Annotated in this window: 18 protein-coding genes; 15 read left to right on the top strand and 3 right to left on the bottom strand. The window is 38.1% G+C overall.

Translation table 11 applies throughout. The features are described from left to right. The first annotated feature begins 117 nt into the window (after positions 1-117). From CVT15_RS09080 to CVT15_RS09020, 13 genes are all read left to right on the top strand, one after another. The gene (locus CVT15_RS09080; RefSeq protein WP_107898211.1) at positions 118-726 is read left to right on the top strand and encodes a hypothetical protein; all 609 of its coding nucleotides are present in this window, start codon (positions 118-120) and stop codon (positions 724-726) included. Continuing rightward, the gene (locus CVT15_RS09075) at positions 723-1,472 is read left to right on the top strand and encodes an ABC transporter permease (RefSeq protein WP_103576616.1); all 750 of its coding nucleotides are present in this window, start codon (positions 723-725) and stop codon (positions 1,470-1,472) included. Before CVT15_RS09080 ends, CVT15_RS09075 begins: the two co-directional genes overlap by 4 nt. Beyond that, positions 1,469-2,161 carry an ABC transporter ATP-binding protein gene (locus CVT15_RS09070; RefSeq protein WP_107898212.1) on the top strand — a complete coding sequence of 231 codons (693 nt, stop codon included), beginning with the start codon at positions 1,469-1,471 and terminating at the stop codon, positions 2,159-2,161. The genes CVT15_RS09075 and CVT15_RS09070 overlap by 4 nt, the downstream gene beginning before the upstream one ends. 76 nt (positions 2,162-2,237) lie before the next feature. Next, positions 2,238-3,155, top strand: a complete 918-nt coding sequence (locus tag CVT15_RS09065; protein ID WP_103576372.1) for an NrtA/SsuA/CpmA family ABC transporter substrate-binding protein — start codon at positions 2,238-2,240, stop codon at positions 3,153-3,155. A gap of 208 nt (positions 3,156-3,363) precedes the next feature. Then, on the top strand, positions 3,364-3,639 hold the full coding sequence (locus CVT15_RS09060) for a NifU family protein (protein WP_021091089.1): 276 nt from the start codon (positions 3,364-3,366) through the stop codon (positions 3,637-3,639). After that, on the top strand, positions 3,626-4,180 hold the full coding sequence (locus CVT15_RS09055) for a histidine kinase (RefSeq protein WP_103576371.1): 555 nt from the start codon (positions 3,626-3,628) through the stop codon (positions 4,178-4,180). The genes CVT15_RS09060 and CVT15_RS09055 overlap by 14 nt, the downstream gene beginning before the upstream one ends. Further along, on the top strand, positions 4,158-5,441 hold the full coding sequence (locus tag CVT15_RS09050; protein ID WP_087586701.1) for a UDP-N-acetylmuramoyl-L-alanyl-D-glutamate--2,6-diaminopimelate ligase: 1,284 nt from the start codon (positions 4,158-4,160) through the stop codon (positions 5,439-5,441). Before CVT15_RS09055 ends, CVT15_RS09050 begins: the two co-directional genes overlap by 23 nt. A gap of 2 nt (positions 5,442-5,443) precedes the next feature. Next, a complete protein-coding gene (gene panD / locus CVT15_RS09045) occupies positions 5,444-5,791 on the top strand; it encodes an aspartate 1-decarboxylase (RefSeq protein ID WP_002941539.1) in 348 nt (115 codons plus the stop codon). A 3-nt stretch (positions 5,792-5,794) separates the two neighbouring features. Beyond that, positions 5,795-6,109, top strand: a complete 315-nt coding sequence (locus CVT15_RS09040; protein WP_103576370.1) for a YbaB/EbfC family nucleoid-associated protein — start codon at positions 5,795-5,797, stop codon at positions 6,107-6,109. Then, positions 6,106-7,215, top strand: a complete 1,110-nt coding sequence (locus CVT15_RS09035) for a DUF7488 domain-containing protein (protein WP_107898213.1) — start codon at positions 6,106-6,108, stop codon at positions 7,213-7,215. The genes CVT15_RS09040 and CVT15_RS09035 overlap by 4 nt, the downstream gene beginning before the upstream one ends. Further along, positions 7,212-8,111, top strand: a complete 900-nt coding sequence (locus CVT15_RS09030) for a polyprenyl synthetase family protein (RefSeq protein ID WP_103576368.1) — start codon at positions 7,212-7,214, stop codon at positions 8,109-8,111. Before CVT15_RS09035 ends, CVT15_RS09030 begins: the two co-directional genes overlap by 4 nt. Positions 8,112-8,244: 133 nt before the next feature. Next, the gene (tkt, locus tag CVT15_RS09025; protein ID WP_107898214.1) at positions 8,245-10,155 is read left to right on the top strand and encodes a transketolase; all 1,911 of its coding nucleotides are present in this window, start codon (positions 8,245-8,247) and stop codon (positions 10,153-10,155) included. Positions 10,156-10,213: 58 nt separating this feature from the next. Then, entirely contained in the window at positions 10,214-11,008 is a 795-nt protein-coding gene (locus CVT15_RS09020; protein WP_087586705.1) for an undecaprenyl-diphosphate phosphatase, read from the top strand. A 108-nt stretch (positions 11,009-11,116) separates the two neighbouring features. On the opposite strand, the gene CVT15_RS09015 is transcribed toward CVT15_RS09020, so the two are convergent. Genes CVT15_RS09015 through moaC form a run of 3 tightly spaced genes read right to left on the bottom strand, consistent with a single transcriptional unit; the run spans position 11,117 to position 13,083 of the window. Then, positions 11,117-12,355, bottom strand: a complete 1,239-nt coding sequence (locus tag CVT15_RS09015; protein WP_103576373.1) for a hypothetical protein — start codon at positions 12,353-12,355, stop codon at positions 11,117-11,119. A gap of 10 nt (positions 12,356-12,365) precedes the next feature. Next, positions 12,366-12,632: an HP0495 family protein gene (locus tag CVT15_RS09010; protein WP_021091143.1), complete on the bottom strand. Its 267-nt coding sequence runs from the start codon at positions 12,630-12,632 to the stop codon at positions 12,366-12,368. Continuing rightward, positions 12,607-13,083, bottom strand: a complete 477-nt coding sequence (gene moaC, locus CVT15_RS09005) for a cyclic pyranopterin monophosphate synthase MoaC (RefSeq protein WP_180998499.1) — start codon at positions 13,081-13,083, stop codon at positions 12,607-12,609. Before moaC ends, CVT15_RS09010 begins: the two co-directional genes overlap by 26 nt. Positions 13,084-13,501: 418 nt before the next feature. Between moaC and CVT15_RS09000 the strand changes: the two genes are divergently transcribed. Continuing rightward, positions 13,502-14,320 (top strand): ATP-dependent protease, encoded by an 819-nt coding sequence (locus CVT15_RS09000; RefSeq protein ID WP_107898215.1) that lies wholly within the window; start codon positions 13,502-13,504, stop codon positions 14,318-14,320. Positions 14,321-14,332: 12 nt separating this feature from the next. Further along, entirely contained in the window at positions 14,333-16,921 is a 2,589-nt protein-coding gene (nosZ, locus tag CVT15_RS08995) for a Sec-dependent nitrous-oxide reductase (RefSeq protein ID WP_103576632.1), read from the top strand. Positions 16,922-16,980 lie beyond the last annotated feature (59 nt).

The following is a 16,980-nucleotide window of genomic DNA, read 5'->3' as shown; positions in this document are numbered from 1 at the left end:
ATTTAGTTTTTTGCACCGCTTATCTTTATGATTTTAGTTATAAGAGGCTCTTTTTACTTGGTTTAAATTTTTAAATGATAGAATCTTGATTTCTATTATTAAAATTACGGAGAACTCGTGAGAAAGCTACTTTGGCTAAATCCTGTTGTAAAAAATATGTATGACTTCTCTGCGTTAAAAGAGCTCTTGCAAAACAAGGGCTTTAACATAGTAGAGTGCGAAAAAGATCATGTTAGTGATATCAAAAATTCATATAAAAATTTATGCTCTAAAGGCATGGTTTTAGATAGTCGCTGCCCAAGAGCTGTAAATTTTTTAAGATCAAATTTTAAAGAATTTTCAAACGATATTTCAAGCTTAAATCCCATTTTAATAGAAAGCGCCATTGAACTTAGCTCGAAGCTAAAAGAAGATGAGTGGCTTTATATAACAACGCCTTGTGAGGACTTGGCTGAGCTTGGAAATTCTTTAAAATTAGATCAAACTACATTTTTAACATGGAAAAAATTTAAAGAGCTAAACGACATAAATTTACAAATAAGTAAAATAGAATCAAGCCCGATTCCTCCTGGATTTTTTGAAAATTTAGGCATAAAAACACTAAGCTTATGTAGTAAAGAAAAGATACAAAACGCATTTTCGTATAAATTTAGCGAGCTTAAAAACTATCATATCATCGAGCTTTTATACTGTGAAAATGGCTGTCACAATGGAGATGGGCTGTGATAGAAATTTTTAAAAAGAGCGTTTTGATCCTAGCGATCTTTGCCCTCTGGCAGGTTGTTTGCGAGCTTAAAATTTTCACACCTTATATATTGCCAAGTCCTATTACGACACTTAAAACGATGCTTGATATGAGCTTAAGCGGCGAGCTAATAATGCATGTGATAATTAGCTTTAAGCGTATATTTATTGGTTATATTTTGGCTTTTGTTTTGGCATTTGCTTTTGGCGGAGTGGCGGCGCTATTTCCAAAAGCTAGTATTTATTACGAGTGGATACTAGAGTTTTTTAGAAATGTTCCGCCGCTTAGCCTTATTGCTATTTTGGTACTTTGGTTTGGTATAAACGAAACACCAAAAATTATTATTATCATCCTAGCATCGTTTTTCCCAATGTTTTTAAGCATTTCAAAAGGGCTAACTAGCTGCGATGTGAAGCTTATTGAAGTTGGTAAAACTTTTTGTTTTAGTAAATTTGAAATTTTTTACAAAATCATCCTAAAAAATGCCATAAAAGATATTTTTGTAGGTATGCGCATAGGTTTTGGCTACGCGATGCGAGCGATTGTGGGAGCGGAGATGATCGCAGCTTCTAGCGGGCTAGGCTATCTCATACTTGACGCTGAGGAGCTTTCACGCGCAGATAGGATATTTGTGGGCATTTTTACGATCGGCATTTGCGGCGTGCTCATAGATAGGATATTTTTGTTTTTGATATCTAAATTTAGCCTTTTACGAGGCGAAAAATGATAGAAATTTTAAATTTATCAAAGCATTTTTTTATTAATGACAAGCGCATTGATGTTTTAAAAGAGCTAAATTTAACTATAAAAAAAGATAAGATCACCGTTATACTTGGCAGAAGTGGTTGCGGTAAAACAACTCTTTTAAGGCTTATTGCTGGACTTGAGAGCGTAAGTCTAGGCGAGATAAAATTTAAAGAGCAAGCAAAGATCGGTTTTGTCTTTCAAGAGCCTAGGCTTATGCCTTTTTTAAATGTCTATGAAAATGTCGTATTTCCGCTTAAAAAGTATGAGATAGACGAGGCAAAGATAGATAGGCTCATATCGATGATAGGGCTTAGCGACTTTAAATTTGCCGCTGTTTCGCAGCTATCTGGCGGCATGAGCTCGCGCGTTTCTCTTGCTAGAGTGCTTGCATATGAAGCAAATTTGATCCTTATGGATGAGCCATTTGCAGCACTTGATGCTTTTACGAGAGCCAGCATGCAGGCTGAAATTTTAAAGCTCCAAGCCGGTAAAACCATCATTTTTGTCACTCATAATGTCGATGAGGCCCTATATCTAGCAGATGAGATAATTTTGCTTGAAAAAGGTGGGATGAAATCAAGCTATGATCTATCAAATCTAGCTAAGCCAAGAGATTTGCTTTGCGATGAGCTAATAAACTTAAAGCGTAAAATTTTGAGCGAAATTTAGCATTTTATAAAATGATAATTAAAACCAAAACGAAGCAAAAAGTTATATAATTTGGAAAATTTTTAAAGGAGCAAATATGAGAAAGTTTTTTAAGATTTTGTGTGCAGCCTCTTTGTTTTGTCTAGTCGTAAACGCAAGTGAGCTAGATAAGATTGGCATGACCTACGTCAAATCGCCGCTAAACGTCCCCTCAATCGTCGATAAATTTAAAGGCTTTTATGCTAAATCTTTTGGCATGCCAGTCGAGTACTCTGAGATAACATCAGGTGCAAAGCAGACTCAAGCTCTAGCTTCAAACTCACTTCAGTTTTTAAATTGTGTTGGCGGAACTTCGGTCATACTTGCAGCAGCAAATAAAGCTGACATAAAGATCATAAGTGCCTATTCAAGAGCACCTGAAGCTTTTGCGATATTTGCTAAAGATAAAGGCATAAAAACCGCTAAAGACTTAAAAGGTAAAAAAATAGCAGGGCCAAAAGGTACGATATTAAATGAGCTTTTGGTTAGGTATCTTGCTCTTAGCGGACTTGGTATAAATGACGTAGAGTTCGTTTCTATGGGCATCCCAGCTGCACAAGCTGCACTTGAAAATGGCAGTGTCGATGCAGCACTTCTTGCTGGACCAGCTGCTTATAACGCTAAAAAATCAGGACTTAGTGTCGTAACAACAGGCAAGGGCGTCATCACTCCAGTCATCGTCACCGCCACAAGCGGAGAATTTTACAAAAAGCATAAAGATCTAGTTGAAAAATTTAAAAAGGCTCAAGATGAAATTTTGGCTTTTATGAAAGCAAATGAGGAAGAGGCATTAAAATTTACGGCTGAAGAGACTGGGCTTAGCATAGAGGCGGTAAAGAGTATGTATCCGCAGTATGACTTTAGTCCAAAGATCACGGCTGAAGATATAAAAGCACTTGAAGCTACGCAAGAATTTATGCTCGAGAGCAAGATGATCGAGCAAAAAGTAGATATAAAATCACTTCTAATAGATTAAACAAAAAGGGCGAAATTTGCCCTTTTATCCTAAAACTTATAATCAAAAATTTACTAAATTTTAGCTCAAATATTTAATAATCAAAACTGACTAGGCGTGTCAAAAAGGTTTAAATTATAAAGCAAAATTAGCGCTAAGCAAAAATATAGCCATTATTTTTTGCATTTTTATTTTGCTATAATAGCCCAAAAATTTAATAGGAAAAGATATGATCCCATTTAGCGATGAAGAACTTTTAAAACCAGTCAGTGCGAGTTTGCAAAAGGTATTACCGATGCTTGAAAATGATGGCGGTGGCATGGAGCTACTTGGCATAAAAAACGGCAAAATTTATGTAAGACTTACAGGGCATTGTCATGGGTGTGCAGCTAGCACAACTACACTAAAATATGGACTCGAAAGACAACTTCGTATGGATATTCACCCAGAGCTTGAGGTCGTAAATATCCCGATTGGCGAGGAATTTGACATTGATAGATTATAAAAAAATAGGCATTAAACACTTCAAACGTTCTAAATTTAAAGAAGCGATCTTTTACTTCTCTCTAGCTTACGAAAAGACACAGGATAAAAATTTACTATTTTTGATACAAATTTGCTCCCTTGGCGAGAAAAATGCAGAGGAAGCAAAACTTTTATTTGACTATTTTATGGATAAACTAAGAGCTGGCGAAGATGATGAAGGAATGGATGAAATTTTAAAAATTTTAGAATCAAGATTGGCTAGCGATGAGTATTTTGAAGAGCAAGACGCGATCAGCTATGAGGACTTTAAAAAGGCTGTTTATAAGGATGGGAGCTTCAAAAAGGTCTTTGAAAATATCATGTTCTCAACCAAGGTCATGATCTCAAACAAAGATGATTTTTTAGAATTTTTGGGAAATTTGATAAAAAATGACTTCATCGAAATGAGTATAAACTATCTTGAGAGTGCGGCGGTGATGTTTGGCGGTGATGAGCGCATAGATCAGCTTTTTAGAGAGATACAAAAAAGACAAAACAATGAAAATATCAGTAGAAAATAGCTTCATAACAGATGACTCAAACGAGTGCGAACAAGGTGCATACTTTGTGCAAACCACTGCAAATGCGAAATTTGCAGAGGACGCTGTAAAAAAGGGCGCTAAAATAATCACTCTTGAAGAGTGCAAAAAGCTTTTAAAAATAGACGAAAGCTTAAAAATAGTTGGCATCACAGGCACAAATGGTAAGACCACGACGGCTGCGGCTATCTACGAGACTTTGCGAAATTTAGGCAAAAAATGCGGTCTAAGTGGTACAAGAGGGGCATTTATAGAGGGTGAGCAGATAGATGACAAGGCGCTTACGACAAGTGCTATTTTAAGGACGCTTTCATACCTCAAAACAGCTAGTGAGCAGGGCTGTGAGTACTTTGTGATGGAGGTTAGCTCGCACGCGATTGCTCAAAAACGCATAGAGAGCTTAAATTTTGCCCTTAAAATTTTTACAAATTTGACTCAAGACCACCTCGACTACCACAAGAGCATGGAGGAGTACGCTAGGGTAAAGTCGAGCTTTTTTGATGATGATTGCATGAAGCTTATAAATGCTGATGATAATGGCATTAAATTTAACCCAAAAAACGCTTATACGTATTCGCTCAAAAAGCCAGCTAGCTTTGCACCGGTGGTTTATGGGCTAAAGGGCGGCATAGACGCGGTTATCAAGACACCAAATGGTGATGTGGAGATAGACTCAAGCCTTCAAGGCGAGTTTAATCTTTACAATCTAATTGCAGCTCTTGGCGCCGTTTGCCTGCTAGAGCATCCAGACGCAGCTGCACTTTCAAAGGCGATAAGTAAATTTAAAGGGGTTAGCGGTAGGATGGAGGTCGTTAGCACTGATCCGCTAGTCATCGTAGATTTTGCCCATACGCCTGATGGCATCGAGAAAGTGCTAAACTCACTTAGACATCTAAATCTAATAGCGGTCTTTGGCGCAGGCGGTGATAGAGATAGGACAAAGCGCCCAAAAATGGGAGCAATAGCTCAAAAATACGCAAGAATTTGCATCGTTACAAGTGACAATCCAAGAAGCGAAGAGCCAGAGAGCATAATAGACGAAATTTGTGCTGGCATGAACCAAAATGAAAATTTGATACGAAATGCCAACCGCAAAGAGGCGATCGTGCTAGCTCTTGACAAGCTAGAACCTGGCTGGGCACTTGTCATACTTGGCAAAGGAGACGAGCCATATCAAGAGATAAATGGCGTCAAACATCCATTTAGTGATAAAGAAGTGGTAATTGAACTTTTAAAGAGGTAAAAATGAATATAGAAATTTTAGCTAGTAAGATCCACAGAGCCGTCGTAACAGACGCAAATTTAAACTATGTTGGCTCGATTAGCATCGGCGAGGAGCTTATAAAAGCTGCAAATTTGATAGAAAATCAAAAGGTTGAAATTTTAGACGTAAATAATGGCGAGAGATTCGCTACCTACGTGATAAAGGGCAAAAAAGGCGAAATTTGCCTAAACGGCGCAGCTGCTAGAAAAGTCTGCGTAGGAGACGTGGTCATTATCGTGGCTTACGCTAGCATGAAATTTAAAAAAGCTAAGAAATTTAAGCCAACCATCGTGCATGTAAATAACAAAAACGAGATCATAAAGGAGTAGGCGATGTTTGAGGGATTTGACTTTTCAAAGATGGGGCAGATGCTTGAGGATGTACAAAAGCAAGCCAAGCAGATGGAAGAAGAGAGTAAAAACAAAGAATTTGGCGCAAAAAGCGGTGGTGGGCTGGTGAGCGTTAGAGCAAATGGAAGCGGCGAGATACTTGATATCAGCATAGATGATAGCTTGCTTGAAGATAAAGAGAGCATGCAAATTTTGCTAATAAGCGCCGTGAATGACGTGCTAAAGTCAGTTGAGGCCGATAAGAAAAACACCTCTTCAAGGATGCTTGGCAGTCTTGCTTCGATGGGGATAAAATGAGACTAAAATATAAATTTGCCCTCGCTTTTTTGCTATCAGCGCTTTGTCTAAACGCCGATCCTAGGCCTACACAAGAGGACTTTAACGCCTGCTTTGAAAAGAATAAAAACTCAATCGTCTCAGTAAATAAACACTTTGGCGTGGCTATTACGAAAAATTTGATCGCAGTGCCAAAAAGCGAGGGAGCTCCACTTGGCGAATATGTCAAATTTGACCCATATTTGCAGCTCTTTTTAGTCCGCTCTAGCAAGGAGCTAAGCCCTGTCGTGATGGCTGATGAGACCAACGAGGAGCGCATCAAAAAGAGCACTTGGGTTGGCATCTTAAATGACGCAAACAACACCGTCATGGGCCACATCAAGTCTTTAGGGCAAAATTTAGGCGACTTTGATACGCTAAGCTTCGAGTATAACGCGACTGGCGAGATAAACACGCCTTGTTGTAAGATGATAGGCATAGCTGTTGGAGCTGATAAATTTATACCAAATCGCTATTTGAAGCACTTTGTATCTTATGATGACGTCTATTACGGTGATATCGGCGTGAAATTTTTACAAAAAGAGGATAAATTTTTTGTGGGTCTTGTCGATCCTTTGGGCCGTGGCAAGATGATGATGGTCGATGATGAGCTTGTGAGTGTAAATGGCATCAAGCCAAAGAGCTTAAGAGAGCTAAATGAGATGGTACTTTTTGCTCCAAAGGGCACAAAGCTTGACATCATCGTGAAGCGCGATAAGCAAGAAATGCTCTTTCAAGTGCCAGTAAGCGGGGATGTGAAATTTAACCAAAGCCTCGATGTAGACGCCCCTTCAAGCCTTGATATACCAAATTTCAACATCATGCCAAAAGAGCCACAAACAATGCTTGATGATAAGATTTTGGTGGATTATGGTATCACGGTGGATAAAAATTTAGTCGTTACCAAGGTCGAGCCAAAGTCAAATGCAGAAATTTTTGGTATCAAGACTGGCGATAAAATTTTGGGTTTTGATAAACAAAGCGTGAGTAGCCGTGAAGAGCTTTTAGAGAAGCTTGGTGAATTAAAAAATTTTACGCTTCTATTTACTAGAAATGACTTTCAGTTTTTTGCAAGAGTGCCAAAATGAGCCTACTTGAGGACTTTGTAAAATTTTTAAACGAAAATTTGCCAAAGGCGCCGAGCTTTCACCCTTATTACGAGGAGGCACTTGGCGTTATGCTAAAGGCTGGAGGCAAGCACTTTAGGGCACTATTGCTTCTTGGTGTGGTGGAAAGTGTGGATAAAAGCCTCACGCAAAAGGCCATGAGAGTGGCTTTAGGGCTTGAGATGATGCACACTTATTCGCTCATTCATGATGATCTTCCTTCTATGGATAACGCAAGTCTAAGACGTGGCACACCAACGCTTCACGTAACCTACGACGAGACAACTGCGATACTTGCAGGGGATGCTCTAAATACGCATGCTTTTTATGAAATTTCACGTGCCGATTTGCCAGCTGAAACACGTATAAAATGCGTAGAAATTTTAAGCGAAAATACTGGCGTTAGCGGTATGGTGCTAGGTCAGGCACTGGATTGTTTTTTTGAAAATACGAACAAAGAGGATATCAAAAGAGCAAAGGCTAAATTTGGACTCTCTGGCAAGATGCTAAGCCTTGATGAGCTAGTATTTTTACACATCCACAAAACCGCAAAGCTCATCGCTGCAAGTCTAAAAATGGGTGCTGTGATAGTAAATTTAAGCGAAATAGAGTGTGAGAAAATTTATGATATCGGACTAAAGCTCGGCCTTGCTTTTCAGATACAAGATGACATCATAGATCTTACAAGCGACGAGGCGGCTGCTGGAAAGCCTGTACATAACGACTTAGCTAAAAACTCATTTACAAATTTACTTGGTCTTGAGGGCGCAAAAAAGAAAAAAGACGAGCTAATTTGCGAGATAGAAGAGGTACTAAATCAGATAGATGCAAACATCGCAAAGATGATCTTGGAGCTTACGGATAAACACCTTAGATAAAAGCTAGAAATTTCTAGCTTTTTACTGCTAAAAATTTAAAAAAATTATATCACTATTTAGATATTTTGAGTAAAAATGCAAGGCAAGTTTTAATCACTTTTTTGTATAATTTGGCGCAATAAAAGGAGATCATATGCTAAAAAAACAAGCCGATACTATAAGATTTTTGTGCGCTGACATGGTGCAAAACGCTAACAGCGGACACCCAGGTGCACCTATGGGTCTAGCTGATATTATGGTGGTTTTAAGCAACTTTTTAAAACACAATCCAAAAAATCCAAAATGGCTAAACAGAGATAGGCTAGTTTTTAGCGGTGGTCACGCTTCAAGTTTGGTTTACAGCTTTTTACACTTAAGTGGCTACGATTTAAGCCTTGATGAGCTTAAAAATTTTCGCCAACTTGGCTCAAATACTCCAGGACACCCAGAAATTCACACTCCAGGCGTTGAGGTTGCTACTGGCCCACTTGGTCAAGGCGTGGCAAATGCAGTTGGTCTAGCCATGGCAGAAAAATACGCTGCAAACGTGCTAAACGAGCCAGACAATAAAATAATCGATCATAAAATTTACTGCCTTTGCGGCGACGGCGATCTTGAAGAGGGCATAAGTTACGAGGCATGTTCAATCGCAGGAAATTTAAGGCTAGACAACCTTGTGCTCATTTATGATTCAAACAACATCACGATCGAGGGCGACACAGCGATAGCATTTAGCGAGGACGTTAAAGCTAGGTTTGAGGCTCAGGGCTGGGAGGTCGCACGCATTGATGGACACGACTACGATCAGATCGAATTTGCACTAGAGCAAGCAAGCGAGAAAGAGTCGCCATATCTCATCATCGCAAACACGCATATAGCACGCGGCGCAATGGAGCTTGAAGGCAGCCACCACAGCCACGGCGCACCACTTGGCGAAGAGATCATAAAAAAGGCAAAGGCCGCAGCTGGCTTTGACCCTGAGAAGAAATTTGCCATTGATGAGGACGTGCTTTTAAGATTTAGAGGCGCAGTTGAAAAGGGCGATCTTGAAGAGGCTATGTGGAACAAAAAGGTTGAGGCACTAAGCATTGAAGGCAAAAATTTACTAAACTCGCTTCTTAATCCAGACTTTAGCAAGATCGAATTTCCAGACTTTAGCGACAAAAAACTAGCCACAAGAGATACAAACCATGTCATTTTAAATGAGATAGCTAAAAAACTTCCTGGCTTTATCGGCGGTAGTGCTGACTTAGCTCCTTCAAATAAGACTGAGCTAAAGGGTATGGGCGACTTTCCAAATGGTAAAAATATCCACTATGGTATCAGAGAGCACGCCATGGCAGCTATCAACAACGGTATCGCTAGATACGGCCTTTTTTTGCCATTTTCAGCGACATTTTTCATCTTTAGCGACTATCTAAAGCCAAGTGCGAGGATAGCAGCGCTAATGGGCATCAAGCACTTTTTTGTCTTTACGCACGATAGCATCGGCGTTGGCGAAGATGGTCCGACACATCAGCCGATCGAGCAGCTTAGCACATTTAGAGCGATGCCAAATTTCTACACTTTCCGCCCAGCTGATGGCAACGAAAACGCAGCTAGCTGGAAAGTGGCTCTAAATTTAAACGCTCCAAGTGCTTTTGTGCTTAGCCGTCAAGGGCTTGATCCACTTGCAAAAGGCGAATTTGGAGAGGTTAGCAACGGCGCATATCTGCTAAGCTCGTCAAAAGAAGCAAAGATAACATTTATAGCAAGCGGTAGCGAGGTCTCACTCTGTGTAGAGGCAGCTGAAATTCTTAGCCAACAAGGCATTGGCGCAAACATCGTGTCAGCTCCTTGTTTTGACCTACTTTGCGAGCAGCCAGATGAATACGTGTCTAAAATTTTAGACAAAAACACGACGATCATCGCAGTTGAAGCTGCAACTGGCTATGAGTGGTATAAATTTGCTGACGCAGTTTATGGTATGAATAGCTTTGGCGCTAGTGGCAAGGCGAACGAGCTATTTGATCACTTTGGATTTACTCCACAAAAACTTGCAAATTTTGCTAGCGAACTTATATAAATTTAATCTTGGGGGAGTAAAATCCCCAACTGCAATCTAAAATCAAAAAAGGCATTTTATGGAAATTTCTCACGTTATCGTTTTGGCCTTGGTGCAAGGCATAAGCGAATTTTTGCCCATTTCAAGCTCGGCTCATCTTATCTTGGTGCCAAAGCTGCTTGGCTGGCCAGATCAAGGTCTTGCTTTTGACGTGGCAGTGCACGTTGGTACGTTAAGTGCGATACTTTTTTATTTTAAAGATACGATTTTTAAGCTACTTCGTGACTTTTTTGCCTCGATCGCACAACGAAAGATGGTGGGCGATAGCTTGCTTGTCTGGTGTGTGGGCTTTGCCACCATTCCAGTTGGGATCTTTGGGCTTTTATTTAACAACATTATCGAAGAATACGCAAGAAGCGGCGTTGTGATCGCTATTACTACGATCGTCTTTGGCATAGCACTTTACTTTGCTGATCTTCGCTCATCAAACAAAAGCGAATATGAAATGACCATAAAATTTGCGCTTATTATTGGCCTTGCTCAAGCTGTGGCGCTCATCCCTGGCGTCTCAAGATCAGGTGTGACGATGACAGCAGCCTTATTTTTAGGTTTTAGCCATAAGGGTAGTGCAAATTTCTCATTTTTGATGTCGATCCCAGTCATCATCCTAGCCGGCGGACTTGAGAGCATCAAGCTCATAAAAGACCCAAATGCGCTTCCTTGGAGCGATATTGCCCTTGGTGTCATTATAAGTGCAGTTAGCGCTTATCTTTGCGTTAAGCTATTTATGGGTATCATCTCAAGAATCAGGATGTTGCCCTTTGTCATCTACCGCTTGATTTTGGGAGTATTTTTACTTTATCTATTTTTGTGATTTTAAGGCTTTAGAAAGTAAAAGCCAAGTGTGGAAAAATTTTCACACTTGGCAAGAATATATGGTGCGAATATCTTTCAGGAAAAATTTCAAGATAAGCTTGATAATTTAATCCTCTTTTTTATCTTTTTTAATAACATTTAATAGATCTTTTGCAGCTTGATAAGCCCTATCTCCAAATTTCTTGGCTTCTGATTTGATGTCTATTTGTTTGATGTCTTCAAATTTTTCATTAGCTTTTTTCTCAAGATTAGCGATCTCTTGTTTAATCTCTTCAATTTTGTCGTTTGTATCAAAATTTAGTTTTAGCTTTTTACTCTTGTCATTTAGCTCTTGCTTTAAGGCTTCAAATTTATTATTTGCCTCACTCATAAGCTTTGCCATGCCGTTTGACTTTAACTCTTCTATCCTTGAAATAATCTGCTCTCTTGCTTGATCGCTAATGCGTTTAAATTTAGCTAGGTTTGTATCTAGCTCGCTATTTATCACATTTTCGATCTCATTTCTTGCTACACTTTCAAATTCCTTTTCAAGTTCTCTAAGCAAGGCTATAAATTCTTCATCAATATTTTTTAAATTTAGTAGTTGTGAGTTTAGCCTAAGCTCATCTGGAGCAAATCTCGCCTCGTCTTTGAGCTTTTCTATGGCTCTTAAAATGCCATCTCTTGTACCACTTATCGCTCCACTTATCAACTCTTTTGCAAAGATATGACCCTCGTCTGCCAAATTTGCTGCTGCTATGATAATGTTTTTTGAAATTTCAAGTATCCGCTCTTTGCTAAACTCTCCTCCAATTATCGCAACATAAGTCATATTTTTAGCTATCGCGCCAGCTGTTTCCTCGACATCTTTTGCACCTTCAAGAGTTGTTAAAAATGCGATTTGAGCACTTTCTTTTAAGATACCAAGAAGCCTTGTTTCTCTAATGATCGCATTATTTAAAAGCTCTAAAATTTCCTCTTTTTCACTAAAATTTCTATCTTTTACGACCTCTTCAGCTGCTTCAAATGAAATTTTGAGCCTATTTTTTATCTCTTCACGTTTTGCTTCTATTGCGCGATTTAGCTCATCTTTTTTATCAAGTAGCTCGTAAAGTGCCTTTTCTTCAGTGCCGACAATGGCCTGATTTATTCCCTCCATGGCACTTTTTAGATTTTTTGCATTTATGAGATCTTCTTTGTTCATTTTGTCATAAAGCTCATTCATTTTAGCCTTTAAAATTTCTGGCAAAGCATTTATATCTTTGTTTGCAGTATCTTGAAAGAAGTTATTGCAAAGAGCTTTTATGCTTATTAATAAGCCATCGCTGCTTTTATAATCATGTAAATTTTGTTCTAAACTATTCATATCTTTTACCTTATAAAACATATTTTGCTTCGTGTTTTAGTGCAGAAAATATCTCTAGCCTCTCTTCTTCGCTCAAAACTAGTACGGCTAAGTCATAGCTAGCGTATTTTTTATCTTTGCTAAATTTTGAAAAAACTAGCTTAAATTCTCTATCTTTTACTATCTCTTTTACCTTTTCTTCTACATTGACATCTGCGTCAAATATTATTTTATATTCCCAATGCGTTGGGTAATCAATTTTTGCTTTTTTGTTATTTAGATCGCATATACTCGCCACTTTTTCCTCCTGTTTTACTCTCTAACACGATATTACTTATTTCCATGCTTTTATCTATAGCTTTTACCATATCATAAATGGTCAAAAGCCCCACGCTAACGCCAGTTAATGCTTCCATCTCAACGCCTGTTTTACCCTCTATTTTTACGCTCACATAGAGCTTAAAAGCACAAATTTCAGGCAGCTCCTCGATATCACAATCCACACCTAAAATAGCTAGTGGATGGCACATCGGGATTAGTTCGCTTGTCTTTTTTGCTCCCATTATCGCAGCAACGACAGCCGTTTGGATAACTGGACCTTTTTTACCAGTATTTTCTTTGATCGTTCTAAAGGCCTCTTTGCTCATCTTGATGATCCCGCTAGCAGTTGCTACTCTTTTTGTTGGATCTTTTGGGCTCACATCAACCATTTTTGGACGATCTTTCTCATCTAAATGCGTTAGCATTATCTCTCCTTTTTTGGCGGATTATAGCCTATTTAAACAAATTTAAATTACCAATAGGTTTAAGCTAAAAATATAACAAATACATAAAATCTAGCTTTTTACTTAAATACTAAAGAGAATTCTCATTCCTTAATATAATTATTTAATTTAAATAATTTTCTTAAGAAATAATTCAAATTTAAATTTTTGTGCAAATTAGTACTAAAAATAAGCGATTCAATAAATAATAAATTTTATTAAAACTATATTAGTATTGATTAAATCATAATGTCTATATAATGTAAATAATAAAATTTAAAAAAATTTATTGATATTTTTCTTTAAAAGCTTAAAAAAATAAATTAATCGCTAATTTGCTTTTAAGAGTTAAGTATGTATAGTTTTTTTGCTTATTAAATTTATGATGAAAGTGCCTTGGATTATGAGATTTCTGCTTTGTATAAGTTTGTTTTTGATAACAGCTTTTGCCCAGCAATTAGGCTGCTTTATTAATGAAAGCAACCAAAGCATCGTTTTTATAAAAGATGGACAGATTAAAAATTTGGATCTAAAAGAGACGATTTATAAAAATCAAGAGTGCGGAAATGATGGAGAATCCTTTTATATCGCAAATTTAAATAATGAGATTATTGAAGTGGCAAACGAGAGAAATTTTTTATTTGCCATGCCAAATGTTGGCTGTAAAATTTCACAAATTGTGACAATTAAAAATAAAATTTACGTAGCTTGCGATATGGCAAATGAAGTCAGCATAGGCGTTTTTGATAAAAATCTAAATAAACTTTTAACTAAAAATTATAAAGATGTTTATAAAATTTCGAGCCTTTTGCCAATTGATGATGAACTATTTTTTACGAGCTTTAATGGCAAAGCATTTTTGCTTGATAAAGAGCTTAATTTAAAAGAGAAAAAGTGTGTTGGCTTTGCTCCACTGAGTGCCTGTAAATTTAAGGGGAATGATATTTTGCTTGGCTTTAGAGATGGAGAAATTTTAGATTTTAAAAGTGGAATTAAAAAGCAAGTTTTAAAATCTAAAATTTCAGCTCTTGCGTGTATGGAGGATGAAATTTTTATAGGCGATGGGGATGGAGTAGTTTATAAATTTGACAAAGATCTTAAACTAAAAGGACAAAAGATTCTTTTTAGCAATGAGATAAAAAGAATTTTTATAGATAAAGGCGTCTTAAATGGCGTAAATTTAGACAATGAGATAAAGAGTTTAGAGATAAATTCATTTTAAAAAGGAGAGTAAATGCAAAAGTTATTTTGTGTCGCAAGTGCTGCGTTGCTTGGGCTATCTTTAACGACTGCTTGTGCTGCTAGTAGTGACCTTGAAAAAGTCATGAAAGAGCGTGGGCTAAGCGAAAAAGATGTCCTTGCAGCTGCTAAAACTTATCAGCCTAGCGGTAAAAAAGATGATTTCATCGTCTTTTCATCTGGCGGGCAAAGCGGTCAAGTGCTAGTTTATGGCGTTCCGTCGATGAGAATTTATAAATACATCGGCGTTTTCACGCCAGAGCCTTGGCAAGGATATGGCTATGACAATGAGTCAAAAGCTGTTTTGAAACAAGGCAACATCAGGGGCAAAGAGATAACATGGGGCGATACACACCACCCAAATTTCAGTGAGAAAAATGGTGAGTATGTTGGTGATTATCTATTTATCAACGATAAAGCTAACCCAAGAATCGCAGTTATAAATTTGCATGACTTTGAGACAACTCAAATCGTTGTAAACCCTATTATGAAGAGTGAGCACGGCGGTAGCTTCATCACTCCAAATAGCGAGTATGTTATCGAAGCTAGCCAATATGCAGCTCCACTTGATAACAACTACCACTCAATAGACGACTATGAAGCAGTCTATAGAGGTGCTGTAACTTTTTGGAAATTTGACTATCCAAAAGGTAAGATCGATGAGAAAGAGTCATTCTCTCTTGAGCTTCCACCATACTGGCAAGATCTAAGTGATGCTGGTAAAGGCGAGAGCTACGGCTGGGGCTTTACAAACTCAATAAATACTGAGATGTATACTGGCGGTATCGAAAAAGGTCTTCCTCCATTTGAAGCAGGTGCAAGTAGAAATGACACTGACTTCTTGCATGTTTATAACTGGAAAATTTTAGAAAAACTTGTTCAAGACAAGAAAAATTACAAAGTTATAAATGGCCACAAGGTAGTTACAATAGACGCTGCTGTAAAAGCTGGTGCACTATTTTTGATCCCAGAGTCAAAGAGCCCACATGGTTGTGACGTAACTCCAGATGGTAGATACATCATTATTGGTGGTAAGCTTGATACTCACGCATCAGTTTATGACTTTAGAAAGATCAAAGAGCTAATCGACAAAAAAGAGTATGCTGGCACTGACCCATACGGCATACCTATCTTAGATAGAGAAAAGTCAATGCACGGACAAGTCGAACTTGGCCTTGGACCACTGCACACATCATTTGACTCACAAGATGGCGTACTTTATACTTCACTTTACGTTGATAGTCAAATCGTAAAATGGGACTATAAAAATTTAAAAGTGCTTGATAAGATAAATGTTCACTACAATATCGGCCACCTTGATACAATGGAGGGCAAATCAGCAAAACCAGTTGGCAAATATGCAATCGCGCTTGATAAACTTTCAATCGATCGCTTTAGCCCAGTTGGCCCACTTCATCCACAAAATCACCAGCTAATAGACATCACTGGTGCAAAAATGGATCTAATCTATGATATGCCAATACCACTTGGCGAGCCACACGATGTTGTTTCAATAGCTGCTAGCAAACTAAGTCCAGCGCTTACCTACAACATGGGTACAAACTCAAGAACAGGCGAGGCTAGTCCATATGCAACTCTAGCTGGTCAAGAAAGAGTTGAAAGAAATGGCAAAAATGTAACCGTCTATGCAACAATGATCAGAAGCCATATCAATCCAGAGCACATCGAAGTAAATAAAGGCGATAATGTAACAATTCACCTAACAAACCTAGAGCGCGCTCAAGATGAAACTCACGGATTTGGCATTGACCTTTACAACATTCACGCTTCACTAGAGCCTGGCAAAACCGCTTCAGTAAATTTCGTAGCTGATATGGAAGGTGTCTTCCCATACTACTGCACCGAGTTTTGTTCAGCACTTCACCTAGAAATGATGGGTTATTTGCTTGTTAAAGATCCAAATAAAAAATATGAATCTGCAAAAAATAACAAGCTAAAAACTCTAAGCCCAGAAGCTTTAAAAGCCGAATACGACAAAGTAATCGCAACTAATAAGGCAACTGACGATGTTATCCAAGAGGTTGTTAAATACCTAAAAGAGAAACATTATGAGAAATATCCAAAAGTAAAAGCTTTGGTTGATGACGCACTTGATCAATATGGCCATATTAAAGAGGTAAAAGCTAAAGCTGACGAAGCTTACAAAAAAGGCGACGTAAACGGCGCTATCCTTTGGGAGTACCAAGTATGGCAATACATGGTAAAAACAGCTGACGTTGGCTTAAGAGCTAAAAATAACCTAGCTAAAGAGATCGCAACTCCGATGAGTCCAGCTGCTGCAAAAGGTGAAGAGGCTTATCTAAAAGGCGGTTGTAATGGTTGCCACGTCATCGGTCAAGTAAGCTCAGGTCCAGACCTAACAGGCGTTTTACTAAGACATGAAAACGGCGAAAAATGGGTAGCAGAATTTATCAAAGATCCTGCTAAGTTCTATAATGACGACTACATTAAATCAATGATTGATTACTTTAACCTTAGAATGCCAAATCAGCATATGAGTGATGAAGAGATCAAAAATATCATCGAATACCTAAAATGGGTAGATGAAAACGCTGGTATGTAGTTTTGAAAGGGGCATTTTGCCCCTTTTTAAATTTTAAAATTTTATTTTTAGGCAGATGA

Source organism: Campylobacter concisus (genome assembly GCF_003048595.2).
Lineage (GTDB): Bacteria > Campylobacterota > Campylobacteria > Campylobacterales > Campylobacteraceae > Campylobacter_A > Campylobacter_A concisus_L.
Note: the sequence above shows the minus strand (reverse complement) of the source record. Positions and strands in the feature narration are given on the sequence as shown.